The sequence below is a fragment of the Desmonostoc muscorum LEGE 12446 genome (assembly GCF_015207005.2).
In the GTDB taxonomy this organism is placed as follows: Bacteria; Cyanobacteriota; Cyanobacteriia; order Cyanobacteriales; family Nostocaceae; genus Nostoc; species Nostoc muscorum.
Map to the genome: position 1 here is coordinate 6,155,294 of NZ_JADEXS020000001.1, position 24,135 is coordinate 6,179,428.

Genomic DNA, 24,135 nt, shown 5'->3' on the forward strand with positions numbered 1-24,135 from the left:
TCATCAGCGAAAAAGCGATTCTAGTGATACTCTGGCATTTCTCCATCCGGCCATCGCACACAACGCACCCAGAACTTGGATACGAGTGCTAACAGAACTGGTTATCTTTGACTGTGATGGAGTGTTGGTAGACAGCGAGACATTGAGCAATCGGGTTCTTGTCCAATTTCTCACAGAGTTAGGACTAACACTGGAACTTAAAGAAGCTATTTCATTATTCAAGGGTTGCAAAATGGCTGATTGTGTTGCTGTCATTGAGCAAAGGCTTGGAAGAATGATGCCACCAGATTTTGTAACTCAGTTCTAACGCTCTTGTTTTGGCAACGTTAAGCCTCTTTGTATGCGTAATCAATATACAACTTATTTAAATTTAGGTTAACAAAAGGTTATGTAATTTTGCTAACTATCTTATAATACCTCTAAACTACAGTAAATCTCTCGACTTACCGAATTTAACAGAGGAGGGAAATTTTGACAAACAAGCGGCAGCATACTTGGAAGTTAAACACATATATCACTAAACAAGTTCAGACTCGTACTGTTAAAGCTTGGCAAGCTATAGAACCCATTTGACATCTTGTGAGGTTTTGAATTAAGGTACTCCTCAGCATCTAAAATCCAATACTAATGGCGTATTCCAGCAACCTCACTGATGCAGAATGGGAAATTTTTGAACCCTTATTGCAAGAGATATTACCGACTAAGAAGCAGACTCGACCGACCAACTGGCCAAAGCGAGATATCTTCAATGGAATTCTCTATCAACTAAAAAATGGATGCAATTGGCAAGACTTACCTAAAGACCTCCCCCCTTATTCCACTGTATATTGGCACTACAAACAGTGGCGAGCAGCCGGGGTATTTGAGGAACTGATGAGTGTCTTACATGGACAAGTGCGTGAACAGGTAAAAAAAAAACCGCACTGGACGACATTGATCATCATTGACTCCCAAGCAGTGAAAAATACCTGCAACGCCAGTGTGGAGTCGAAAGGTTTTTGCTTCTACAAAGCCACCAACGGTATTAAAAGGCATTTGGCTATTGACACCCTTGGGTTTCCCTTTTTTACGCTCTGTACTCGCGCCAATGTCTCGGATGATGCCGGATTAATTGAGATGTTTACTCTCAACATCGACTACTTCAAGTCAAAACCTATCGATATTCCCAAGATTACTATCCTGCTAGATCATGGGTATCACCCAGAATATTTGACTCAGGAGTTAGAGCGAATTTACCCAGAGATCATGACCAAAATTCAGTTTCAACTTTCTACGAAACCCTCAAAACAAGAGAAAGCGGCACAAGGAAAATCTGGATTTGTTCCGGCAATAGCTAGATGGGTGATCGAACGCTCCAATGCTTGGATGGAGCGCTGTAAAATTCTGGTTAAGAACTTTGAACGAACCCTGGTTAGTGCCACTGCCAAACTCAATATCTGCTTCATCAGGCTAATGATTAAGAGGCTTGCAGCACCTTCTTAGATGTCAAATGGGTTCTATAAGAAACTGGGGGTTTATATCCCTATTTTTGGTGGGAATAAGCTTAAGTATAGTGATGAGTGCTTGTTCTTCGGCTAATGTTGAGAAAACTGGTAATACTATTGCCAATTCAGGTCGTGATGTCAACCTAACGTTTGTTTCTTATTCAGTTACCAAGGCTGCATACGAGCAGATTATTCCGCAATTTAGAGAAAAATGGAAAAAAGAACATAACCAAAATCTGACTTTTACCGAAAGTTATGATGGATCTGGTTCTCAAACCCTAAATGTGATTGATGGTTTAGAGGCTGATGTGGTACACCTGTCACTAGCCCTTGACGTTGACAAACTGGTTCAGACAGGTTTTATTCAACCGGGTTGGGAAAAAGAAGCACCCTTTAATGCAATTGTGACCCAATCCGTAGGTGCGATCGCTACTCGTGAGGGGAATCCCAAAAATATTAAAACATGGACAGATTTGACAAGACCAGGAGTGAGCGTACTGACAGCTAACCCAAAAACATCTGGTGGTGCGCGATGGAACTTCTTAAGTTTATGGGGTTACGTAACAAAAACTGGCCAGGATGAGAAGCAAGCATTAGATTTTACTTCCAAAGTTTATAAAAATGTACCTGTGCTGCCCAAAACTGCTCGTAATGTCACCGAATTGTTCTTTAAACAAGGTCAAGGGGATGCTTTACTCAACTATGAAAATGAAATGATTTTATCAAAACAAAAAGGCGAAAAGTTTTCATATGTTGTCCCTGATGTCAATATATCTATTGAGAATCCAATTGCTGTAGTAGATAAGAACGTCGAGCAACACGGGACTCGGAAAGTTGCAGAAGCATTTGTTCAATATCTCTATACCCCAGAGGTACAAAGAGAATTTGCCAAAATAGGATTTCGCCCTGTAAATATCAAGATTGCAAAAGAACTGAGTAGCAATTTTCCTAAAGTTAAAACTCTGTTTAAAGCTGAAGATTTAGGAGGATGGAAAAATATTCAACAGAGATTTTTTAATGAAGGTGCTATTTTTGACCAAATTCAAGCTCAGAATTCTTCAAAATAAATAGGTGAAAATTATCAAAAATTTTACAACCTACATTAGTGTAAATGTAGACCATAAGCCAATACGGTTTAGTTAAGGAAATTTATTTGTTAAGGCAGGCAGGGGAGGCAGGGAAGGCAGGGGGAGAGAAAAAAGCTTAACTGAACTGTATTGAACCATAAGCCATATCAGAGAAAAGCTTATGGTCTACGATCTTAGATAAATATTCAAGCAAAAATTACTATTTAAAGAGCTTGAGTTTAACTAGATTGACTATCATGAGGAGAAAGTTCAGAATGGGAACTAGAATTATGCAACAGCCTAATCAACAAGACAAAGACAAATTTATTTCCCCTCACAGTCGTTACTATGGTCAGGTTAAGCCAGAAAAGTTAGTGTTTAATGCAAATTTACAAGAATTTGCTCAAAAAGTAGTTATTATCACTAGTTTAGAAAGCAATGGGAAGCTCTCGGCTAATGAGGCTTATAAGCAGATTAAATTACTTTGGAAACAACTGAAGCGCAGTAAAAAACAACTCTTAAATAGTAACGACCCACCAGCATCATTATGAAATTAGCTTTATTTAAGGTCTATTACTTGAAAATCGTTGAGCCTTAGTGACACACTAATATTTCCTGTATAAGCACCTAACATCGCCCCAAAAATTGCACCTGGTGCATACCAAATTGTCAATTTCCAGTCAATTGACTACCAAAAAAACATGATACGATGTGCATTTCCTAAAAACATACCAATGGTTGCTAACTATATTAAAATTTATCTTCAATCTCCCATTAATTAAAAACCCCTCTTGCTTAGGAGGGGTAAAGTATTATTTAGTGTAATTAGAATTGACGCGCTTATCGCATCAAAATTGAATGCCTAGCAAATATTAGTCAATGATTTGTGGACTAGGAACTTGGGCGTCAATATCTGCCTGAGATAACGTAGGTAGCAACCAGTTACCTTCACCAGCTTTGAAGACTTTGGCAGGTGCAACATTCAATTCAATTGCACCAGTAGCTGGATTAGTTCTAGCAATGGACTGTGTGCCATCGACAAACTTGACAGCAATGGGTTGGGTTAACTCTTGTACTTCAGTATTCGGACTTACAACTACCTGAGTACCTGCGGGTAGGTAGATACCATCACAATCCCAATCATCATCTGTAATTTGCCCTGCTGCTAAGAAGTAGAGTTGAGTTGGAGATTTTTTCGGTTTATTGGCGTAGATACCCAAAGTTTTACCGGTTTGATTAAAGCACTGCGCTCGTTTTCTGGCCGTTTCCATCACATACTTCTGAGACTGCAATTGTGATAGTCGGGCTTGAAATTGCTCAGGTGTATAGCCAGCTTGTTCAGGATTATCTTTCACAGTTAAAAGTTGATTGAGTTCCTGAGTTACCTCAGCATAATCAGTTCCTTTGGTGAAATCTTTGCCTGCCCAAGAAGGTTGAGCAATTGTCAGATTCACAATAAACACGAGGGCAACAAGAATAATTTTGATGAACTGCATATTTTTCTCCCTGGTTTGAGATTTTTACTAATCAGCGAAGGAATTTATCAGCTGGTTAACACTTGAGTAAAAGAGTTAAAAAGCAAAATTATTGCCAAGCTAAGGAAGCTTTTTAAAGATTTTTGCATAAGTTTTGATTTAGTGGAATGCTGAGTCTTGAATCTTAATAAAACTATCAAGTCTATTAGGATTAACCCATCGATTGACAACTTCACTATTGTTTTTGCGGACTTTAATTTGCACTTGTTTAAAGCTTAGTTTGACTACCTCAGCAGGAATTTTGTAGACATCAATAGCCTCAGGACGAGCTTTGTAAAACCAAATGATCTAAATTTCTAGCTATAAAAGCTGTGATTCCGGTGGGGATAGCCGTAATAAATTAGTTCATTTTATCTCTGCTCATTTTTTTTGCTAATACCGTTTTCAGTAGTGTTCGTTGATGTCTGCAAATGTAGGGTAAATTGCTATTTAATGGAGCGTGTAAATATAGTATCTCCAATCCAATTGGTAAGCTGTGTCTACTGGCAATGAAATACAAAAAGTCTAAATTTACTTTGTGAATTTCCTAATTAAAAGCAAATATTCTTTGTTGTTAAAAAACCTCAAGAACGGCTTTGACTTAGCGTCATATATCCTGGGATCAAACCTACAAATGGATCGATTCAAGTAAAATACAGCCTCTGATCTGCTAATCAAAAAAGCTTTTATGGCTGATTCTTAGTGACGAGTCAGTTTTTCAACAGCTTTGTTATTTTCTCCAACTGCTTGAGCAACTGTAAAAGATTTATTGCTGGAAGGTTGTTTAGAAAATTTGCTATTAGTTTGAATATGCAAGCCCGGTAATAGAGACACTTTAGCTTCTTTATTCTCTTTCGGAATATGTACTAAAGTGACTTTAAGCTCATTGATAATTTGTTGCTGCTCTTTGATAATTTGAGTTAATTCATTGAGCTTTTGAGAGTGTAATTCATCCAATTTCTGATGTAGTAGTTCTATATTTTGACTAGCTTTAAGATTCACTTGGTGGTCGATTTCGGCACTTCTGCGGTCAGTATCAGACTGGCGATTCTGACTCATCAATACAATTGGCGCTGTGTAGGCTGAAGCAAATGAAAACACTAAGTTGAGCATGATGAACGGTGACTCGTCCCAGTGGGGAACTCCTGGTGTCAAGTTCATTCCCACCCATCCCGCCAAAATGGTACTTTGGCAAATCAGAAATTTCCAAGAGCCTACATGGTTTGCTAATTTATCAGCAAGGCGTTGTCCGCGCGTTAATTGCTCTATCGATGCGTTTGGAGCTTTCTGTGCAAGTTGAGTGTTTTGAAGTGCTTGTACATCAACGTTATTTGACAATATTTTTTTACTTGTATTCATGCTGCACCTGTTTAGTTAATTCAGTATGTGTTTGGCTTGATACTTTAAAATTAAGCTTTCCCACCCGATAGAAGCAAATATTCTTTTTTTTTAAAACGATAAATAAAAATAATTGCTTGTGAGAATATTTGAAGCCAAGGGAGAATCCCAGCGATGTCTACGACGGGCTGCGCCTACGCAACTGGTAATGATTGCCCAAAATTACGCCCCAAACCCTTATTCGTTCGTCACCTGACCAGGAAATTGTTAAATAGGAATAAATACTACGGTAAATCGATCGGAATACTGTATGATACTCTCAGTTCTACTCCCAGCACAGGAATGTTGCTATCAGAATATTGGCAAAATTCCAAAGGAAACAGGCGAGTGTGAACACCACCCTACAGATCAAACTCTGGAGAACCTAAATGGGCTACAAACATATAGAACCCATTTGACATCTAAGAAGGTGCTGCAAGCCTCTTAATCATTAGCCTGATGAAGCAGATATTGAGTTTGGCAGTGGCACTAACCAGGGTTCGTTCAAAGTTCTTAACCAGAATTTTACAGCGCTCCATCCAAGCATTGGAGCGTTCGATCACCCATCTAGCTATTGCCGGAACAAATCCAGATTTTCCTTGTGCCGCTTTCTCTTGTTTTGAGGGTTTCGTAGAAAGTTGAAACTGAATTTTGGTCATGATCTCTGGGTAAATTCGCTCTAACTCCTGAGTCAAATATTCTGGGTGATACCCATGATCTAGCAGGATAGTAATCTTGGGAATATCGATAGGTTTTGACTTGAAGTAGTCGATGTTGAGAGTAAACATCTCAATTAATCCGGCATCATCCGAGACATTGGCGCGAGTACAGAGCGTAAAAAAGGGAAACCCAAGGGTGTCAATAGCCAAATGCCTTTTAATACCGTTGGTGGCTTTGTAGAAGCAAAAACCTTTCGACTCCACACTGGCGTTGCAGGTATTTTTCACTGCTTGGGAGTCAATGATGATCAATGTCGTCCAGTGCGGTTTTTTTTTTACCTGTTCACGCACTTGTCCATGTAAGACACTCATCAGTTCCTCAAATACCCCGGCTGCTCGCCACTGTTTGTAGTGCCAATATACAGTGGAATAAGGGGGGAGGTCTTTAGGTAAGTCTTGCCAATTGCATCCATTTTTTAGTTGATAGAGAATTCCATTGAAGATATCTCGCTTTGGCCAGTTGGTCGGTCGAGTCTGCTTCTTAGTCGGTAATATCTCTTGCAATAAGGGTTCAAAAATTTCCCATTCTGCATCAGTGAGGTTGCTGGAATACGCCATTAGTATTGGATTTTAGATGCTGAGGAGTACCTTAATTCAAAACCTCACAAGATGTCAAATGGGTTCTATAGAAGTTAAACCAGTTGCTGGTTTCATCGGTGCCGAAATCGGTAGCGTAGACCTTTCCCGTCCTCTTTCTGACGAGCAAGTCCAAGAAATCCGTAAAGCGTTATTGAAATGGAAAGTTGTGTTCTTTCGTGGTCAGAACATCGATCATGCTGCCCAGGTTGAGTTCACATCTCGTTTCGGCGAAGTAACTTTCGCCCATCCCCTGGGAGAGCCTGAGCCAATTCCCGGATTGCCGCAGATCAAATCCGTAGACCGTAAGCTCTATGAGCGGGAGTACGGTGTTCGCAGAGAACGAGGAAGTGTCTGGCACACAGACGTAACGGCGGCTGTCAACCCACCAGCAGGGTCAATTTTACGCGCCGTTAATGTCCCCAGCTTCGGTGGTGACACCCAGTGGAGTAATCTTGTGGCAGCTTATGAGGGACTGTCAGCACCCCTGCGGGCGCTAGCAGATACATTAAAAGCTGAACATCGCTTTAATGGGGGTGGACATCAGCCCCGCAATAGCAAGTTCGCCGATCGCATTGCTGTCAATCCCCTGGTTTCCATCCACCCAGTCGTCAGGGTTCATCCTGAGACTGGCGAACGTGCGTTGTTCGTTAACCCCGGCTTCACCTCGCACATTATTGACGTGTCACCCCAAGAGAGCAAGCTGTTACTTGAGTTGTTCTTCAACCAAATCACCAAGCCTGCCTACACCACCCGTTTCCGTTGGAACAATGGTGATATCGCCTTCTGGGATAACCGCGCCACTGTGCATTTAGCTCCTCAAGATTTAGATCATTTGGATGTCGAGCGTGTCCTCTATCGCACCACCATTACTGGCGATATTCCAGTTGGGGTTGATGGTTTCCGCTCCGAAGTGGTTCAAGGTGAGGTGTTCAACGCAGAAGTACCAACCGTCTTCAAGCAGAAAGCTGAGTCTAAGGAAGCGGAACCAGTGCTTTCGTAAAGCTGAGTTCTGTTAGCTTTTTTCAGGGCAGTGCTGAGTAAATCTGCTCTTTGTGGAGCAACTGCCCTCAAATCCAAGGGTGTGGGGTAATTGGTGGGGACTTGAAGCCGCTATCAATTAGAGACCACCAAATCTTAGATTTCGGTGGAGGCTTTGACCCGTAACCCTCCGGGGAAGCAAGGCTGGGCGTAGCGTCTCGTAAAGAAGGTTGGTTTTCGAGCAGTGCATAAAAATACAATTTTTTCCCCCTACACCCTGCACCCTACACCCTCGTATATTTACAAATCCAAGGAGACCCGATCATGACACTCACAGCAAGTCGGATTGAGATTACACCCACCAAAGCAGCTCTTGGTGCCGTTATTACCGGAATCGATGCCAGTCGTTCTGGTGAACCAGAGGTGATTCTGCAACTAAAGCAGGCATGGCGCGATCGCCACATCCTCATCTTTAAAAACCAGACATTAACTGATGACCAGTTGTTAGCCTTTGCCAATTACTTTGGCGATATTCTTCAGCAGCCTGCTTACGTTCGCAAAGGAGAAACAGAAGAATACCTGCCACCCCTAGTTCTGACTCTGGCAAATGCCGCGGCTCAAGAGAGTTCAGTCAATATCCGACCGAACTATCAGGAACTTTTACCCCACATCGATCACTACTGGCTTCCTGTGCCATCTAGTGGTTCTTTCCTATACGCAGTAGAAGTACCTGAAAATGGCCCCGATACCTATTGGGTGAATTTGGCTCAGGCTTACGAAGAGTTAGATGATGCGACCAAGGAACAAATTGCTGGTTTGCAAATACGCTACTTTAACTTCTATGGCAGCAAGGATCGGGATGAGTATGGTGAGCCTAAATATGCAGCTGGTCGGGCAGTTGAACCCGGCGAACGAGTTGCGATTCATCCTCTGGTTCGCACTCACCCAGATACCGGCAAAAAAATCCTTTTCTTCAATGCTGCTAGCGATGTAGACATTCTCGATTATGACCATGTGGAAGGAGCAAAACTAATTGCGCGGTTGCAAGAGCATATTAAGCAACCCCGGTTTGCCTATCGGCATCAGTGGAGCAAGGGCGACCTGCTTTATTGGGATAACCAGGCAACGGCTCACTACCGTCCTGAATTTGATGCCAATGCAACCCGTGTTCTGAAACGGGTCAGCCTTCGAGGTAGCCGTCCGTTCTAAAGTTCAGCTAGCTAACATTTGTAAATTATTTCAGATACAAAGCTTTTCTCCCTAAGAGAAAAGGGAGAAAAGCTAGTACAACACTGCCTAAATTTTTGCCTAAAGGTGTCAACATCAATATCAAATGACCAGTTATGAGAAAAGTGCAAATTGGCAAATATTCGATATCCAGACGTGATTTACTCTACGCCTTCTATGGGTTAGTTTCTTTTACGACTTTAGCCAGTTGTGGTATAAACAAGGGCAGTATCGGCAATAGCAGTGCCAGTAACACTAATATTAAGAGCAGTAGCAATACTAAAGTTGTTCAGCTTGGCTACCAAGTTTCAGGGGTTCTAACTCAATATTAGAAAATAAACCCACAAATCTAATCCCAGTCTAAGTGTTAAAAATTGCCTTCGATTTTTGTTTTTTTACTGTAATGTGAGAAAAAGATTTGACTGAAAAACTGCTATATGCCAGACAAAATTATTGAGCGCATTCTTGCTGCGGCCGATACTCCAGACCTTCTAAGCAATAAATCGGAATTTGGTAAAACATCTAGCCAAGGATAAATCAACCAAAATAGTAAGAGAGGTTAAACAATTAAACGAAGATTATTTAAAGTATTCTTCCATCCAGAATCCTGATTCCATTGTTTATGATTAGAAAAATTTACATAATCAATAGAAATAGTATCTTATACCTCTGTTTCAATTTGAGGAGCTTGATTTAAGGATAAGAAAGGTGGAGAACTTAAACTGATCATTGTGTAGACACAAAAAATAATCTCCCACCATCTTTCAATCTGTTGGAAATTTGTCAACCTGTAATCTGTCCAGCCCAGTTCCTGTTTACACTGCCGAAAACCATATTCTACCCATGTTCTTAATCCATGTATGGTAATTAGATCCCCCGAAATTCGAGAACGAGTCACCCAAATTACCCAGCAATTGCTAGGAGGATTATAATGCCCAACTGGAGTGTAATTGAAGCTAGTTTTCTAAACCTACCCCAGGCACAACAATTGGGAGAGTTGGCCGCTAGTTTGGCACGTCTTAACTCTTGGTCACAAAAAAGTGTTAGCCAGGAAGTAGTTCCGGTATTGTTAGACGAAAGTTTGCTGTATTTGTCCTTGATCCAGCGAGAAAGCCAAATTAATATTGAATTAGATCAACTTCTTGGCTTGTTGCAAGGCTGGAAACAAAACTGGCTCAATATTTGGAATAACTCAAACGAAACTGCAAATATTGCAGATATTGCGTCTAGTTGGTCACAACGAATATTGGCTATGTCTGGTTTGCTGACTTCTGAATCTATGAGTGCATAGTCTCAAGTATTGCGATCGCCCTACAACCCTTCTGTCCTCAATTACTTTTTACTAAATTACGATCGCCCGCAAACTTCGTTTCCGAACTATGCCTCAAGCACAACGCGCCCTCTCCAATCAACTGCACAAAGTTTTTTCTTTCTTTGTATGAAACCACCCTGCTTACCTCACTGGAATGATTATCATTATCAATACTTGTATATTTTATTCTCTGGAAATCCCTAACAGCAAACATTTTATCCACACAAAGCAATTGTGTTTATTCAATTTAAATTATAATTATGATGTTAATAACAATATCTTTACTAAGAGAAATTTCAGGAAAATAATAATATTAAATTATTGAAATAACTTGCAAAAATATTTAATCTGAAATTTGCTATTTATATGCAAAGATACTTGATTATCAAGCAAATAAGTAATCAATAATAGGCAGTTAACTTGCAATTGACTAATTTATAGTCGGGTGTTGTGTAACTTTGCTCAATCTGCATAGTGGGTTAATAACAAAATTAAGGAGTGAAAGATCAAAAAATATCATACTTAGAACTTACGCACTGTACAAATGAATCATAATGTGTATTAAGATATTTGGTCGTTTCAAGCACTTTGCATAACCCTGATTTATTCGTCTATTTGCGATCGCGCTTGTGCTAAAAATGGCTGAAATAATCAAATCCTGTATAGTACTTATGTACGATGCGTAAGTCCTAATACTGTTCACAGGCAAATAAAAAAAGGTTTAGAGAAATTCCATCCTTGAAAGCATGGGTTTCCCTCCAAGGAGATTTTGTTTTTGAGGCGATCTCGTTGGAAACAAATATTTATTTTTTATCCGTGGCTAAAGTTAGTTATTTTCTACCCTACAACTGGTAGCTTCGGCTTTGTTTGATGCTGACTGTACTGAGATTTGGAACCGAATAAAAACCATCTATACAGCCAAAGATTGCTCATCAAAATCTCGAAAAAGATAACCACAAGACAATAAATATAGAGGTGAAGAAACAGACTAATTGGTATTGAAGAAGAATTCACTCCGTCCGAATCACTCTTCATCGGGGATTGGTGACCCGCGACCTAGAAGCACCACCAAATCTACAATTTGGAGGGAGTCTTAAACCCACTTATTCATCCGCCCTACGGGTTCGGCAGTTTGCAATCGACGGAAACCTTAAGAAATGCAACTGCCTCACCAGTCACACAGAATTCGCTCCTGTATTCTGGCTCCTAACGGAGTGAATTCTGTTTGATAAATATCAGGAGTTAGCATTGCTTCCCAGACTATAACCAAATCAGCTAGCCCAGACTTGGTTAATTAATTCACAACTACCCGAACCAACCAAAAAGGTTTTTAAATATGAGCAACATCTTACTCGTACCCATCCATGTCAATGCTTTATGCCTAGCAGACCCCGGCGAAGCCGTGAGTGCATTTGCCGACTTTAAACGATTACCTTTTATATATGATGGGGAACCCCATCAGACTGGTACTCCCAATATCAGCAAACAAATTCTTACACCTCTGTTTGATGCAGGGAAAACAACCCTGAAAGCTGGTATTCATTTACACTGGTTTTTACCCGATGCCCTAACAAGAGGTGAACATAGTGCCACTGGCACAAAATTTCCTATCGTACCCAATCGCTGGCTGATTCTGCGTCAAGGAGGCGATCAAGGAACTAAGCAATGGATAATTGAAAGTGACTATCTTTACCCTGAAAAATTAGGGTCAGGTGAAGAACCTGCTGATACTATTAATATCTTAGTTCAGCGCCCCACTCCCAAAACCGACCAATATCAGCGCTATCGCTTTATGGGACGGACTCTAGAACTGTCAGATTGGCGACAACAGAGTAATTTAGATCGCGAATATACAGCAACCTTGACTGCCATTGGTACACAAGCAGAAGTTCCTCTGTTTGACTATGTACAAGCCACCTTTGCAGCTTTTTATCCTAACTGTCAGAGTGTTTTCGGCTTTCATGACCGGGATTACCCTACAACCAATCCTTCATCGGGGTTACAGTACGATGTCATTGGCTGGTATGGTGACGAGCAACAGGACATATTAAAGACTCTATTGCAAAACAATCAGGGGAAAAAATCTGAGGAATTATTAGAACTCATACAAGAGGAATTGCGTTGGACATTTGAGCTTGACGGGGAGATTCCCCAACGCACACTTTACCATTCAAGAGTTACCTTTGGGTCTACAGGGCAAGTCTTATCTGCAAGCGATCGCATCAACAGTTTGTCCCAACCAACCATTGCTGTGGGTAATTCAGCACCAGAAGCCCTTTCAGCCTATTTAGCTCACGACTACAACAACCAAACCAACCCAGAAATTCGTCAATTCGTACAAGAACAGCTAGAAGCTCTCCAACTGTCAGAACGCTTGGAGTCCGGCCAACTCGACCTTGATGCTAAATTACAGGAAGCTCGTCACGAGCAGGGTTTTGGGACGCAAAGTGCAGGCATTCTCTGGTCGATCGCACCCAAAGTCTCAGACGCTCAAACCTATAGGGGAATTTTCTCAATCCCCAATTCCAAATCTCAAGTTCAAAGTCGGTTCAGCCTACCATTAGACCTTGGCCGTCAACTCAATAAAGTCAATCGTCTGCAAGAAGAATACAATCAAGCACTGGTGAACATCGAGTCTCAAGGCCAGCAGTTATATACCCACTGGTATGAGTTCATAGAAAAGTATCATAGTAAAGCTAGCGATAGTATGCCTATTCTTGATGCCACAGAATCTAAGTTGCTCAATCCCTTGCGGACTGCCCTTGGTCAGACAGGAAGGTTAGAAATTGAAAGAGATGATTCGGATAATTTCAGAGTAACGGCGGCGACTTTATGCTTTAGCATTTACTCGTCATTTACTTATTTAGAAGGCTGTGTCGATTTGTTAAACCGAGCGGTTGCAGGGCATGTTACTCGTAAAGAATGGTATGAATATTTACAAGTTGAGTTTGAAAAATGTAATGTTAAACTTCTCCCCGAACCGCCTGTTCCTGAGAATGAGAGTGAGAGTATACCGCTAAACATTACACAAGTAACACCAGGACAGGAATGGCGAATCAACGACCAAGGGCAAACCTACACTGTCAAAGTAGAAAATAGCGTTTTAAATATTTACATTCCTCCGACATACATTCCTGTTTCTGAAAAACCTCAACTCGCTTACGAACTAGCAACTAAAATTAATGAGTTAATTGGAGCGATCGCAACCTACAACCGTACAGCCGAAACCCAATACACCCTCAAACAAGTTCCTGCGGCACATTATTGGCAAGCAAACGATCCAGTCCTTTTCTTAGCAGGGGAAGCGGCCGCTTCGACAGGGCATAAACGCTTGCAGAGTGGTGAATTTTTACAATGTCACCAATGGAATGCCACTCTGGATTTACAAACCTTGCCAGAGCCAACTATTACCAGCATTCAGAACCAAATCAATAATTTAGCACCCCAACCTGGTGAAGAAGACATTGGGTTTAATCACTGGAGACAACAACCTTGGATTCCCTTTTTAATGCAGTGGGCAGTGCAAGCGTTCCCTTGCCGTCCCGACCACCCAAATCCTAACTATAATCCTGAAATCATCCTCGACAATTACCAGCTAGAACGTAACGCCATTGACCTCACTCTGAAAACAGGTAGTGAAAGCAGCTTTGTGAAGACTGCCAATACCTATCAAGGCTTGAGCATTTTGACACCGGCGGCAAATTTCATACTAGAAGAACGACTGATAGGTTATCTCAATGAAGAATTACTGCCCCAGTATTACAGTGCCAATAACATTCCTGAAGAACAGCAAACAGAAGATTACCTCAGTGAAAATTTTCAGGCGATCGCTTCTTGGTATCGAAACTCAATAGACAAAACAGAGATACAAAAAGCTCAAGACCCGATTTGGGTGACACTGTGGGCTTATGAACAGATGCAGACTCTAGAAGGACAAGCTCAGGCGATCGCTGGATTTAACGATACCCTGTTACTTTACCGACCGACTTTATACTTAGAGATAGATGACCCCCTCCTGGGAAAAAACCAGGACGTGAAGGACATCAAATTCTTCCACGAGCAAGTGCGCTGGACGTTGGGCTATACCCTACAATACGAAATTCTCAAACTAGACATATTCAATCCCATCCGCAGTGGGGCGCTGAAAATCACAACCCTGTGGTTGGTAGATACTTTTGGGCAATTTAAAAAAGTCGTGGAATCGGGAATGAACACCGATGTAGTCACCACAATCCAGATGACACCACCCAATCCCAACTATCAGGTATTATTACCGCCCCGTTTGGCACAACCCGCCCGTCTGAACTTCCACTGGATAGTAGCAGATAGCCAAAAGGAAGAACAGTTAACCGCAGCACCAGCCATTACCCCAGTCTGTGGTTGGATTGTACCCAACAATCTTGACAGCAACCTGGAATTTTATGACACTCACGGTCAAGCACTAGGATTAATTGATCGAGCTGGAACTTGGCGGCCTACACCTGGTAAAACTACATCCTTCAATCCACCAGGCTATTCCGCCAACCTGCACTTAAATAAAGTAGTCGATTATTTACTCAACCACGGAAGGGATTTTCAGCAAAAATTCATCTCTACCTTAATTAATTCTTTAGATAATATTGCCCCGGAAAACTTTGCCGAGCATCCCAGTTTGGCTTTGTTGATAGGACGACCAATAGCTGTTGTCCGAGCCACCTTTAATTTAGAAGTCCAAGGGCTGCCCACTGTTGATCCCAGCCTCAGCATCACTGACTCAAACTACCCCACAACTCGCGGCTTTGATGCCGTCAAATTCCCCATTCACTTAGGAGATTACCAACAATTCAACGATGGATTAGTTGGTTACTGGCGAGAAGTTCACCAAGGAGAAAGTTACGTGTATGAGGACAATATTTTCTATGCTCCGCAAAGCAATTCAGTTAATAATAACTTAATTAAAACTGAAGCGGAAGGTATAGTTTTTGAACAAACGGTAGACGCACCGCCCCAATTCGTCACCATGTTAATTGATCCGCGAGGCACAATTCATGCTAAGTCTGGGATTTTGCCTAATCGAGAATTGCGCTTATCCCCAGAGAATTATGACGAAGCATTAAAGGCGATCGAGGTTCATTTTCTCTCAACACCTGTTTTATCGAATCAAGGAGAAATTATCATCCCCTTGCCAGAAATTCCTCAATATGCTTGGTCTTGGTTATCTCGTAACAGTAGCGGTTGGTTAACAAGTGACATTGAACCTGTTAATTTCAACGCCACCTTTGCTGCACCCCAAGAACTTTATGAAGGATGGTTACAGCTGACACCAGCAGAGGAAGGAGAAGAGTAAAAAAAGGAAGCAATTCGCAGTTATGCCGCTCTCTTAGCACCACACCATCCTAGATTTTGTCCGAACCCCACCCCGCTTTTATCTAGCGATAAAATCTCGCTACCCCATGAAACAAGTTTTACGGAGACTTTAGAGATGATTCAACAACAAGGACTAGCTATTCCTCTCTATGTAGGATTTTTCAGTTCTAATCGTGTTCTCAACACAGATAACCAAGAGAGTGAGTTGAGACTGCGAATCACGAATATGTCCAAATCACCTATCAACTTTATAGCTAACAGATCCCAACTGGTAGTTGCCCTCGAAGTAGGAGATGCAAATACATTTCCTTGGGCGCTGGGGACAGAAGACCAAGTTAATAAAGTAGTGGTGTCAATTGATGGAGATAAATGGCAGTCTGAAAAAGTAGAAGAAGAAAAATGCAGAATGCTGAAGTGGACGCTTACCCCCAAATCAGCCGATGTGGTGTTAGATTCTCAAGATACTGTGGTCATCAAGCTGAGTCAAATTGCCACGGCTCACCCAACAGGGATGGCTAACTTGTATTTACGTTCTCAATGCGTGCCAGGATATCGGGATAGCGAATTTATTTGCCAAATTGAGAAAGCACCTTTGGTATATCCTGATAAAAACGTGGGTATCGGCACAACAACTCCTACAGCAAAACTACAGGTTAATGGGAAAGAAACTACATTTTTAAGTAGCAATGGCCCAACTAACCAAGTAATTATTCAAGATGGCAATTTAGGAATTGGGACAAAAACTCCTACAGTAAAACTACAGATTGATGGAACAGGAAATACATTTTTGAGTGGCAATGGTACAGCTAACCAAGTAGTTATTCAAGATGGCAATTTGGGCATTGGAACTACCGAGCCAAAAGGTAAGTTGGATATGCAAGGAAGCATAAAAATTAACGGTGAGCCAGCTATGGAATCAAAGGAATACTCCTCTCTGGATGAAGAGAGTTTTATTTTTACAGAACAAAATACGGAAGAGTGGGGTGCTTTTATTGCAGGATCTAGAATTTACCTTACTAAAAATCTTGAGGTATCAGATAAATATAATACAAATAAATGGGAAATAGATACGAGAGCGCACGATAATACAACAAACTTAGTAAAGGTTCTATTTATTAGAAAAGAATTTTTCGAGGTCCAGTATAAACCAGCAGAGGAAGAGGAAAAGTGATAGCAATTCAAAATTCACGCATTCGCTCATTCAAAATTGCCAAGATTGCAAGCAGAGCAACGCCATCCCAAAATTAAGAGATAAAACCCGATGACAGCAACCAAAAAACAACCCTTTAACTTTCTTTTCTACTACGAATTTGACACAGGAGAAATCATAGAAAAAGCTTTACTAGTAGGAGGAGATCCCACTACAGCCAGTCCTCTTCATCTCCGAATTGGCATTCAAGAAGCTAAAAAAATCCTTATCTGTCCGCTCCCAAATGCAACTAAAGCAAGCTCCAGTGATTACCACTTTAAATTGCAGTTTGATACCGCAAAATTGCTCCAACCAGAACAGATTACCGTTGATAGTGATGACTGGGATCTCCACCTAGAAAAAGATACAATTTTCTATCTTCTTTGGAAAAAAGAGGAAGTTACTCTCGATGAGAATAATTCCATCGAACTGATGCTCAATGGTGTCATGGCAACTCTAGAACCAACGCAGCAGAACACAACCACAACAAACGTTACTTTATCGTGGGAGTTTAAACGCAATGGGATCACCATTATTGACGTTACCCCGACAGCACCAGGTGAAACCGATCCTTATGAAAAAAGTTTTACCGAGACTTTAGATATGATTCAACAACAAGGACTAGCTATTCCTCTCTATGTAGGATTTTTTAGTTCTAATCGTGTTCTCAACACAAATAACCAAGAGAGTGAGTTGAGACTGCGAATCACGAATATGTCCAAATCACCTATCAACTTTATAGCTAACAGATCCCAACTGGTAGTTGCCCTCGAAGTAGGAGATGCAAATACATTTCCTTGGGCACTGGGGACAAAAGACCTACTTAATGGTGTAGTGGTGTCAATTGATGGAGATAAATGGGGCTTTAAAAAGATAGAAGAAAAAGGCAGAATGCTGGAGTGGACGTTTACCCCCAAATCAGACCCTGGCGTGGAGTTAAAGTCTCAAGATACTATGATCATCAAGTTGAGTCAAATTGTCACGGATTATCCAACAGGGATGACTAACTTGTATTTACGTTCTCAATACGTGCCAGGATATCGGGATAGCGAGTTTATTTGCCAAATTGAGAAAACACCTTTGGTATATCCTGATAAAAACGTGGGTATCGGCACAACAACTCCTACAGCAAAACTACAGATTAATGGAACAGGAAATACATTTTTGAGTGGCAATGGTGCAACTAACCAGGTAATTATTCAAGATGGCAATTTAGGAATTGGGACAACAACTCCTACAGCAAAACTACAGATTGATGGAACAGGAACTACATTTTTGAGTGGCAATGGTACAGCTAACCAAGTAGTTATTCAAGATGGCAATTTGGGCATTGGAACTACCGAGCCAAAAGGTAAGTTGGATATACAGGGAAGCATAAAAATTAACGGTAGTCCGGCCATGAAATCAGAGGAATACTTATATTTGGAGCCGGACATATTATTTTCTCTAGAGCAGAGTCCAGAAGAGTGGGGTGCTTTTATTGCAGGATCTAGAATTATCTTTACTAGGCAGGTTAACGCTTCAGAGCAAGATAAGAAGTGGAAGATAATTACGTCAGAATACAACAATATCCTAGAATGCACCAGAGTAAAGGTTCTATTTATTAGAAATGAATTTTTCGAGTAAAGCAAACTGAAATCCAAGAAAGCCAAAGGCATAACATAGAGAATTTTATGACGCATGGAATTAATCTAAACTAATCGTTCTGAGGAGAAAGCGATCGCCCTTGTGCTAATTCATCTTTAGGAGATGCGATCGCATTCACTCAAAACAAGCTGAAATATCAACTGGGCAATAACCAGCCTACACTTGTACAGCAAAAGAGCGATCGCATTCACTCAAAACAAGCTGAAATCTCAATTGGGCAATAACCAGCCTACACTTGTACAGCAAAAGAGCGATCGCTTCTACAACTTCCGAGAAAACTACAATATTTTTGTGAGTGCAAAAACAATGACCACTATTGATGTAGATATATATAATGACCTTCAAAAAGTCAGTGACTTTTTAAAAGATGAGATTGGTTTTGGAATTGAGCCAATTCCAGATTTTCTCAAGGATTGTCCCCTGATATCTGCTGAGTACACGCAAGATAATGGTGGCTATAAACTTGAGTGCAAGCTCAAATTTATTCTTGCTGAAGAAGAAGAAGAGGAGAACTTAGACAAATATCTAGAAGCTACTCTTACTGTTGAAATCACCGAGAACACACCAACATATACTGGTGAACTAATCTATCCTCTCAAAGAAGATAAAACTCTCTCTTTTGAACTTCAGTTTCAGAAAGACCTAACTGGTACAAAAACATCAAGTATTTTAGTAGCGACTACTGCCATCACAGAAACTATTTCACTAAAACTTTTTGAAGGAGCTTTACCTGGCTTAGAAAACATTATTCCCGAAGAAATAACAATCGGCAGCAATTATAATGCCATCATCGTGATGACAAAATCTGGCACGAAAACTGCCAGAAAATTCCTTTTAGGGCTTGGCTTTAAAACTGAATTGAATCTTAATATTGACTTATCCGAACTGCCTTTAATTGGTGATCAAATTCCTTTTGATCCAAACAGTAACTACCTGGAAATTCGACTGCTTGTTAGTACGAAAATTTTTGACGAAAAAGAACTAACAACAATCAATGAATTACTGTCAGAATTAAAATCACCTGTAGAGATTCAATCGCCCAGTACCTGCCAACAGCTAACCAAGGGTGCAAGCATCGCCGCCAAACTAGAATTAATCGGGATATACAAACAAAGCTGGTTTATCCCCTTAGTAGTCAAGCATCGTACTGGTGGGACAGGAGAAATAATAACAATTACTGAAAACACTAATGACATAGAAACTCTAATTACTATAACTGGCAACAGTGCTTGGTTTACAGTGCAGAAGTCTTTCGGGCCAATCTACATAGGGAAAATCGGGCTGCTTTATCTAAAAGGAGGAATTCGATTAGTTATACAAACATCCCTGCAAATATCTCGGTTTGTTCTTTCTCTCATCGGTCTTTCGGTTAGGGCTGATCTATGTAATTTTGACTGCGATTTTAAACTTGAAGGCTTTGGCTTGCAGCTGAGAAGCAAAACCTTACAAATTAGTGGTGCTTTTGCCCGACTTGAGAAAGAAGACTATGACGAATATTTAGGTATAGCTTCTTTGGGAATTAAAATCCAAAAGATGGGTTTATCTTTTTCTACCCTTGGTTCCTTTGCTGACTTCAAAGGAGAACCGGCTTTATTCCTCTATCTAGCAGTGAGTTATCCCTTGGGTGGAGCGCCTTTCTTCTTTGTCACTGGATTATCAGGCGGTTTTGGCTACAGCCGTTCTTTAACTATTCCTGAATTAGAGGAACTGCCAACTTTTCCGTTAGTTTATCAGGCAGTCAACGGAGTTGGTGCGATAGATTTTGATAACCCTTCTAGTTGTATTAACGAACAATTGGAACTACTTGATGAGTATATCCAGCCTTCTTTGGGTTCAGGATTCTTTGCCGCTGGGATGAAATTTACCTCCTTTAAGTTGGTTGACAGTTTTGCTCTATTAACTGCTGCTATTAACGAACATAAGTTTGAGTTAAATTTAATCGGTAATTCTCGATTAGTCGTTCCTCCTAAAGTGCCAAAATTAGCCCCAATTGCCCAAGCGGAGATGATTTTGAGAGCGCAGTTTGCTCTTCAGGATGGTCTGATTGCTGTTCAATCTCAACTGACTGCCGCCTCTTATATCTTCTCAACTGAATGTCACTTAACTGGGGGTTTTGCTTTCTTCTTCTGGTTCGCAGGAAAACACGCTGGCGACTTCGTAATTACTTTAGGAGGCTACCATCCTGATTTTGATATTCCCCCTCACTATCCTCAAGTGCCACGCCTGGGTTATGAATGGCAGATTGACAAGAATACCTTTATTACTGGCCAATCTTACTTTGCCCTTTGTTCCCATGCACTGATGGCTGGGGGACTATTAGCCTTGAGCTATGATGATGGTTGGGCATCAGCTTCTTTTACTGTGGGGGCTGACTTTTTAATCTGCTGGAAACCTTATTATTACGATATTAAAGCTTATGTGAGCATGAGGGCGAAAATTTCCTTTGTCTCTGGAAATTTGGGCGTACAAGTCCATTTTTGGGGGCCGGAATTTGGTGGAACTTTTAAAATTGATTTGGTGCTGTTTTCCGTTCAGGTTAAATTTGGTGACCAAAGTTCCCGCGCTCCTCTACCCATTGATTGGGATGAATTTCGTGAATCGTTCTTACCCCCCGATGAGGAAATGTGCAGTATTACTGCTACCGAAGGTTTGATCAAACAATTCCAAGAAGGGGATGAAGAAATTTGGATACTCAATCCTACCCGGTTTGGTTTAGTTACAGATGCCTTTATTCCTTCCCAGAAAGTGTTTGTTAGAGCAGACGATAAAGCCACTAGTCCTGCTTTTGGCATTAACTCAATGGGAATTAAGTCTGACTTATTAGAAACAAAACACCACGTCCAAATAGAAAAAAATGCCTCTGGAAATTGGTCTCCGTGTGATAACAATTTCACTTGTGAACCTGTGGCGAAAAAAGCACCGACAGCAATGTGGGGAGAACCTAACCTCAATGCTCAAGGTCGTCTCAAGCTTCCTGAAGTGAATGGGCAGCAATTTGTGGAAGATGTTTTATTTGGTTTCCAGATTTTTCCCGCAGAAAAGTCTGACCCTGTTAGCACTCAGGATATTGAAATTGCCAAGCTTCAGTATGAAACAACAAAATTTGAGCCGAGTTATTTGTGGGAAAAACTTCCTGCTTTTGGGGAAAGTGGGGATAATGATGCAGAACGCAGAAACAAAATTCGAGCTACGGTTGCCAATAATACCAACCGCAACCTGATTTTAGAAGCATTAGGCTTTGATCTAGAAATGGTAAGGGTTGATGCGGCGATCGCTGATGCTTTTGTCTTTGCTCCCCTAGTTAAGTAATTTTTAGTTTTCATTGAGATAAAAAATCTAAGTAAATCCAAGTAAATATCAATCATGGTTACAAGTAGTCGCCGACTAGGAAGGAATGCTCCACAAGGAAAGGTAGAGTTTATCGAATACCACCAACCATTTATGGAGAGTGGTGAATATCACCTGAAAGTTGAACAAACTATCGAAGCTGATGAAAAAATTACAAAACAAACTTTCTCCCGTGAGATTACTTTTGTGATTTCAGGAGAACGTTTTGGCCCTCTATCACCAACAGACATTCATGCTGTTTTCCCTCCAGCCGACACAATTGGAGAGCATTCTAACGTCCTACCGCATATCACCTTCGAGAGTAGTACCCTGCCTTGGCAACGCTTTCCCGGAACCATAGATGAAAACCTCACTTGGCTGATATTACTGCTGTTTCGAGAATCAGATTTTGCTGATGAATCAGAACAACCGCAACTGCAAAGTATTACCCTGGAAGAGTTATTAAAAACTTCTACTGCCAAATTTCCCCGAATTTCCCTGGAACGTGGACAGCACGAACAACAGTTAGTCAATATTATTGATGTCAAAAAGAAATACTTAGAGCCTTTACTTCCCACTAAAAAAGACCTTGCTTTGCTCGCTCATACCCGCCAACCTAAATATGCGAATGGCAACGGTGAACAACTAGCAACGATTTTGGGCGATCGCCTTCCTGAACCTAGTGGTATGAGTAAAGTGTATTTGGTTTCTGTTGAAGGTCGTTATACAGATGGAGATCAGGGTAGTTTTAATTTCGATGGTGCAGGAGATGAGGATTTAATCCGCTTGGTGACACTAGCTAGTTGGAGTTTTGGTTGCATTGATCCTGAACAAAGCTTTACTGAGTTGTTGAGAAATCTCAATGGTGAACCTAGTTCCCCTCGCTTACCAATCAACAACGATCTGACAGCAGAAAAGTTTTTGGCTCAAAGTTATGTTCCTCTTCCTCATGCCTTGCGCGAAGGCAGTAAAACTGTTTCTTGGTATCGAGGCCCGTTAATTTCTGGATCTCAACCAGACACCTTTGACTTACCTGTGCGAGCTGCGGACGAATTGTTGCGCTACGATTCCGATACAGGATTATTTGATACTTCTTATGCCGCAGCTTGGCAATTGGGACGAATGCTAACATTACAAAATCAGCATTTGGCCATTGACCTATTCAACTGGAAACGGGAAAATGCCCAAAACCTCAAGCAATTAGAGCAACAAGTAATTAATCCGCTTTTACGGAATTATAGCAAGTTTCAAGCACAAGAGATTACTATTCCTGAAGCTCCTGAAGCGATCGCCCAATGGTTTTATAGTCTAGAAATCTTGCAGGGAATTCCCTTTAACTATTTAATTCCTGACGAACGGCTCCTCCCACCCGAATCTATTCGTTTCTTTTGGGTTGATTCAGTATGGGTAGACTGCTTGCAAGATGGAGCATTTAGCGTCGGACGGGTGACTCCTGTTGACGCTAAGGATGATCAAAAAATGCCAGCCCGCAAGACCCTGCTGTCAGGCGATAGAACCATTACCGGATGTATTTTGCGATCGCAAGTCGTTTCTGGCTGGCCGGATCTGCTGATTGAAGCTTACGATACTATGATTGAGGATTCAGAATTCGTTGCACCAGATGAAGCAAAGCTCCTAAAGGGTTTGCGGATGGAAAGATTAGCCCCCGATGTGTTGATTTGTCTGTTCAAAGGAGAAATCAAAACAGTGGATATTCATCAAAAACCTGAAGGAATGCACTTTGGTTTAGATGCAGGTAATGAGTCTGGCATATTTACCAAAAATTTACGCGATCGCAATGGCGGGGGAGATTTAAAAATCGGAAATATTCCTTGGCGCGGCGATCAAGCAAAAGGAATTATCAACATCTCTGCAATGGTTGAGGAAATGAAAAAGTCATTGAACCAACCACCCGATGACCCCTTCACTTCAGCCCAATTTGGCTTCCAGATGATTAAGGGAGTGCAAAAAGTCAGGTTTATCTCGACGAATTCATAAAAAAATTGTGCAGTATGGAGAGCATACTGTAATTTACGACTATGCTGACCTGAATGAAATTACTTTAGCCTGGAGCGTTACTATACATAAAAGCCAGGGTTCAGAATATCCGGTGGTTATTCTACCAATCTATATGCAGCATTATATGATGTTGACCCGAAACCTGTTTTACACTGGGTTAACTCGTGCCAAGAACCTGGCGCTCGTTGTTGGCGCAAAAAAAGCGATCTCTCTAGCCGTGCGCTCTACCGATAACCAAAAGCGCTACACACGGTTACAGCAGAGGTTACTTCAGGCAGGGCTGCATTGGTGATATGTTTTGGTTCTTCAAAATAGAAAACTTTATTGAGCTATTTGATTTATACTTTTAA

At 41.1% G+C, this 24,135-nt stretch carries 16 protein-coding genes and 2 pseudogenes; 13 read left to right on the forward strand and 5 right to left on the reverse strand.

Features of this window, described 5'->3' with window-relative positions; translation table 11 throughout:
• Positions 1-3 precede the first annotated feature (3 nt).
• Positions 4-255, reverse strand: coding sequence for a hypothetical protein (locus tag IQ276_RS25890; RefSeq protein ID WP_228043535.1), 252 nt, complete (start codon positions 253-255; stop codon positions 4-6).
• Between the two features lie 372 nt (positions 256-627).
• On the opposite strand from IQ276_RS25890, the gene IQ276_RS25895 reads away from it, so the two are divergent.
• From IQ276_RS25895 to IQ276_RS25905, 3 genes are all read left to right on the forward strand, one after another.
• Positions 628-1,482 (forward strand): IS5 family transposase, encoded by an 855-nt coding sequence (locus tag IQ276_RS25895; protein ID WP_235115308.1) that lies wholly within the window; start codon positions 628-630, stop codon positions 1,480-1,482.
• A 73-nt stretch (positions 1,483-1,555) separates the two neighbouring features.
• Positions 1,556-2,551 (forward strand): sulfate ABC transporter substrate-binding protein, encoded by a 996-nt coding sequence (locus tag IQ276_RS25900; protein ID WP_309245610.1) that lies wholly within the window; start codon positions 1,556-1,558, stop codon positions 2,549-2,551.
• A gap of 290 nt (positions 2,552-2,841) precedes the next feature.
• Positions 2,842-3,102 carry a DUF7219 family protein gene (locus tag IQ276_RS25905; RefSeq protein ID WP_193925594.1) on the forward strand — a complete coding sequence of 87 codons (261 nt, stop codon included), beginning with the start codon at positions 2,842-2,844 and terminating at the stop codon, positions 3,100-3,102.
• Between the two features lie 321 nt (positions 3,103-3,423).
• Here the strand turns inward: IQ276_RS25905 and IQ276_RS25910 are convergent, their stop codons facing one another.
• Both IQ276_RS25910 and IQ276_RS25915 read right to left on the reverse strand, forming a co-directional pair.
• Positions 3,424-4,047 (reverse strand): hypothetical protein, encoded by a 624-nt coding sequence (locus IQ276_RS25910; protein WP_193925143.1) that lies wholly within the window; start codon positions 4,045-4,047, stop codon positions 3,424-3,426.
• Positions 4,048-4,764: 717 nt separating this feature from the next.
• Entirely contained in the window at positions 4,765-5,424 is a 660-nt protein-coding gene (locus tag IQ276_RS25915; protein WP_193925145.1) for a DUF1003 domain-containing protein, read from the reverse strand.
• 153 nt (positions 5,425-5,577) lie between these two features.
• On the opposite strand from IQ276_RS25915, the gene IQ276_RS25920 reads away from it, so the two are divergent.
• Complete coding sequence (locus IQ276_RS25920) at positions 5,578-5,796, forward strand: hypothetical protein (RefSeq protein WP_190882571.1); 219 nt, start codon at positions 5,578-5,580, stop codon at positions 5,794-5,796.
• A gap of 68 nt (positions 5,797-5,864) precedes the next feature.
• On the opposite strand, the gene IQ276_RS25925 is transcribed toward IQ276_RS25920, so the two are convergent.
• Complete coding sequence (locus IQ276_RS25925; RefSeq protein WP_235115308.1) at positions 5,865-6,719, reverse strand: IS5 family transposase; 855 nt, start codon at positions 6,717-6,719, stop codon at positions 5,865-5,867.
• Between the two features lie 58 nt (positions 6,720-6,777).
• On the opposite strand from IQ276_RS25925, the gene IQ276_RS25930 reads away from it, so the two are divergent.
• Together IQ276_RS25930 and IQ276_RS25935 are read left to right on the forward strand one after the other, a co-directional pair.
• Positions 6,778-7,740 (forward strand): TauD/TfdA dioxygenase family protein, encoded by a 963-nt coding sequence (locus IQ276_RS25930; protein WP_193912714.1) that lies wholly within the window; start codon positions 6,778-6,780, stop codon positions 7,738-7,740.
• A gap of 302 nt (positions 7,741-8,042) precedes the next feature.
• Positions 8,043-8,927: a TauD/TfdA dioxygenase family protein gene (locus IQ276_RS25935; RefSeq protein WP_228042748.1), complete on the forward strand. Its 885-nt coding sequence runs from the start codon at positions 8,043-8,045 to the stop codon at positions 8,925-8,927.
• Between the two features lie 451 nt (positions 8,928-9,378).
• Here IQ276_RS25935 and IQ276_RS25940 read toward each other — a convergent pair.
• Positions 9,379-9,864: pseudogene (locus tag IQ276_RS25940) on the reverse strand (IS701 family transposase); the annotation flags it as partial.
• Between the two features lie 12 nt (positions 9,865-9,876).
• Here IQ276_RS25940 and IQ276_RS25945 point away from each other — a divergent pair.
• From IQ276_RS25945 to IQ276_RS25975, 7 genes and pseudogenes are all read left to right on the forward strand, one after another.
• Positions 9,877-10,236, forward strand: a complete 360-nt coding sequence (locus IQ276_RS25945) for a hypothetical protein (protein ID WP_193912713.1) — start codon at positions 9,877-9,879, stop codon at positions 10,234-10,236.
• Between the two features lie 1,357 nt (positions 10,237-11,593).
• A complete protein-coding gene (locus IQ276_RS25950) occupies positions 11,594-15,583 on the forward strand; it encodes a hypothetical protein (protein WP_193912712.1) in 3,990 nt (1,329 codons plus the stop codon).
• 135 nt (positions 15,584-15,718) lie between these two features.
• A complete protein-coding gene (locus IQ276_RS25955; protein WP_193912711.1) occupies positions 15,719-16,774 on the forward strand; it encodes a hypothetical protein in 1,056 nt (351 codons plus the stop codon).
• Positions 16,775-16,864: 90 nt separating this feature from the next.
• Positions 16,865-18,418 (forward strand): hypothetical protein, encoded by a 1,554-nt coding sequence (locus IQ276_RS25960; protein WP_193912709.1) that lies wholly within the window; start codon positions 16,865-16,867, stop codon positions 18,416-18,418.
• A 183-nt stretch (positions 18,419-18,601) separates the two neighbouring features.
• Positions 18,602-21,748: a DUF6603 domain-containing protein gene (locus IQ276_RS25965; protein ID WP_193912707.1), complete on the forward strand. Its 3,147-nt coding sequence runs from the start codon at positions 18,602-18,604 to the stop codon at positions 21,746-21,748.
• A gap of 54 nt (positions 21,749-21,802) precedes the next feature.
• Positions 21,803-23,764, forward strand: coding sequence for a hypothetical protein (locus tag IQ276_RS25970; protein WP_193912705.1), 1,962 nt, complete (start codon positions 21,803-21,805; stop codon positions 23,762-23,764).
• Positions 23,765-23,771: 7 nt separating this feature from the next.
• Positions 23,772-24,077, forward strand: a pseudogene (locus IQ276_RS25975) (ATP-binding domain-containing protein); the annotation flags it as partial.
• Between the last annotated feature and the right edge of the window lie 58 nt (positions 24,078-24,135).

What these genes read in the sequence shown, in the direction of transcription:
- IQ276_RS25950 (WP_193912712.1), top strand. Translation starts at nt 11,594, where the DNA reads ATGAGCAACATCTTACTCGTACCCATCCATGTCAATGCTTTATGCCTA.
- IQ276_RS25935 (WP_228042748.1), top strand. Translation starts at nt 8,043, where the DNA reads ATGACACTCACAGCAAGTCGGATTGAGATTACACCCACCAAAGCAGCT.
- IQ276_RS25910 (WP_193925143.1), bottom strand. Translation starts at nt 4,047, where the DNA reads ATGCAGTTCATCAAAATTATTCTTGTTGCCCTCGTGTTTATTGTGAAT.
- IQ276_RS25955 (WP_193912711.1), top strand. Translation starts at nt 15,719, where the DNA reads ATGATTCAACAACAAGGACTAGCTATTCCTCTCTATGTAGGATTTTTC.
- IQ276_RS25925 (WP_235115308.1), bottom strand. Translation starts at nt 6,719, where the DNA reads ATGGCGTATTCCAGCAACCTCACTGATGCAGAATGGGAAATTTTTGAA.
- IQ276_RS25970 (WP_193912705.1), top strand. Translation starts at nt 21,803, where the DNA reads ATGGTTACAAGTAGTCGCCGACTAGGAAGGAATGCTCCACAAGGAAAG.
- IQ276_RS25920 (WP_190882571.1), top strand. Translation starts at nt 5,578, where the DNA reads ATGTCTACGACGGGCTGCGCCTACGCAACTGGTAATGATTGCCCAAAA.
- IQ276_RS25945 (WP_193912713.1), top strand. Translation starts at nt 9,877, where the DNA reads ATGCCCAACTGGAGTGTAATTGAAGCTAGTTTTCTAAACCTACCCCAG.
- IQ276_RS25905 (WP_193925594.1), top strand. Translation starts at nt 2,842, where the DNA reads ATGCAACAGCCTAATCAACAAGACAAAGACAAATTTATTTCCCCTCAC.
- IQ276_RS25895 (WP_235115308.1), top strand. Translation starts at nt 628, where the DNA reads ATGGCGTATTCCAGCAACCTCACTGATGCAGAATGGGAAATTTTTGAA.
- IQ276_RS25890 (WP_228043535.1), bottom strand. Translation starts at nt 255, where the DNA reads ATGACAGCAACACAATCAGCCATTTTGCAACCCTTGAATAATGAAATA.
- IQ276_RS25930 (WP_193912714.1), top strand. Translation starts at nt 6,778, where the DNA reads ATGGGTTCTATAGAAGTTAAACCAGTTGCTGGTTTCATCGGTGCCGAA.
- IQ276_RS25960 (WP_193912709.1), top strand. Translation starts at nt 16,865, where the DNA reads ATGACAGCAACCAAAAAACAACCCTTTAACTTTCTTTTCTACTACGAA.
- IQ276_RS25900 (WP_309245610.1), top strand. Translation starts at nt 1,556, where the DNA reads ATGAGTGCTTGTTCTTCGGCTAATGTTGAGAAAACTGGTAATACTATT.
- IQ276_RS25915 (WP_193925145.1), bottom strand. Translation starts at nt 5,424, where the DNA reads ATGAATACAAGTAAAAAAATATTGTCAAATAACGTTGATGTACAAGCA.